Source organism: Streptomyces sp. NPDC054794, assembly GCF_053611585.1.
Window position 1 is genome coordinate 1 of sequence record NZ_JBSHAQ010000146.1, and the last position, 1,363, is coordinate 1,363.

1 protein-coding gene is annotated in these 1,363 nt (G+C 66.8%); it reads left to right on the plus strand.

The features are described from left to right. Positions 1–259: 259 nt before the first annotated feature. Positions 260–1,330, plus strand: coding sequence for an IS110 family transposase (locus tag ACWGKT_RS48455; RefSeq protein ID WP_453278815.1), 1,071 nt, complete (start codon positions 260–262; stop codon positions 1,328–1,330). Positions 1,331–1,363: the final 33 nt, after the last annotated feature.

Consider the following 1,363-nt stretch of genomic DNA (forward strand, 5'->3'; position numbering starts at 1 on the left):
GACTGTCAGTCTCTTCGCACCGGGTCCCGCAAGGATCGGGTAGCCCCGGCTGAGGCGGTCTGACTCTTGCTTATGACTGACCCTGTGGGTGTCCTGGCGTTGATCTGTCGACCGCCCGGCCGGGCACGCAGCAAGCGCTGCCGCCGGACGGACGTGACCTGATAAGAGCCTGGAGCCGACTCGCCAAAGCGTCCCCGTGACAGTCCTGTCCGCCCGGCCGGCGACAGCGTGCCCAACGCTACCGGCCGGAAGGAACATCATGCAGAGCGTCGAGCAGCCCAGGTCCGGGCACGTTGTGATCGGCGTCGACACGCACAAGCACGTCCATGTCGCAGCGGTGATGGACACGATCGGCGGGATCCTGGCCACCCTGACGATTCCCACCGACACCGGCGGCTTCCAGCAGCTGGCCAACTGGGCGGCCTCGTTCGGCAGAGTCCTGGCCTTCGGGATCGAGGGCACCGGCTCCTACGGCGCGACGCTGACATCGTTCCTCCGCAGGAACGGCCACAAGGTGGTCGAGGCCGGACGTCCGGACCGGCGACTGCGGCGCATGAACGGAAAGTCCGACACCCTGGACGCCGAGAACGCCGCCCGCGCCGTGCTCGCCGGGTTCGCGACCGCCACGCCGAAGACCGCCGACGGCAAAGCCGAGATGATCCGCCAGCTCAAAATCGCACACGACCAGGCCGTTGAACAGCGCGCCGCGGCCATGGTCACGATGAAGGCAATACTGGTCCACGCCCCGAACACCCTGCGCCAAGAGACCGCGGGCAAGACGCAGATCAGCCTGGCGCGACACCTGGCAGCCTTACGTCCCCACCGCCTGGAACAACCCGAGGACGCATTACGCCACACCCTGCGGACACTCGCCAAGCGGTGGCAGTACTTGGACGCCGAGGCGAAGGAACTGACGAAGATGATCGGCGGCCTGGTCCAGCAGGCTGCTCCGCAGCTGCTCGAGCCGTTCGGCATCGGAGTGGACACCGCCGCGGAGATCCTCGTCGTCGCCGGCGACAACCCCGAAAGGATCAAGTCCGAAGCAGCCCTCGCCAAGCTCGCGGGGATCGCGCCCGTTCCCACCGGCTCCGGCATGACCAGCGGCAGACACCGCATCAACCACGGCGGCCACCGGCAGCTGAACGCCGCGATCTACCGAACCGTCATCGTCCGGATGCGCTTCCACCAGCCCACGATCGACTACGTCGCACGCCGCACCGCTGAAGGCAAGACGAAACGCGAGATCATCCGCTGCCTCAAACGCTACGTCATCCGCGAGGTCTACCACCTGCTCCGACCCGCCCCTCGGACAGCCTCTGCGGCAAGTTGACAACTATAGGAGCGTCAACGCCCTGATGGAGTC

Excerpts from the sequence above, each read along its gene's own strand:
- ACWGKT_RS48455 (WP_453278815.1), top strand. The coding sequence starts at position 260 with ATGCAGAGCGTCGAGCAGCCCAGGTCCGGGCACGTTGTGATCGGCGTC.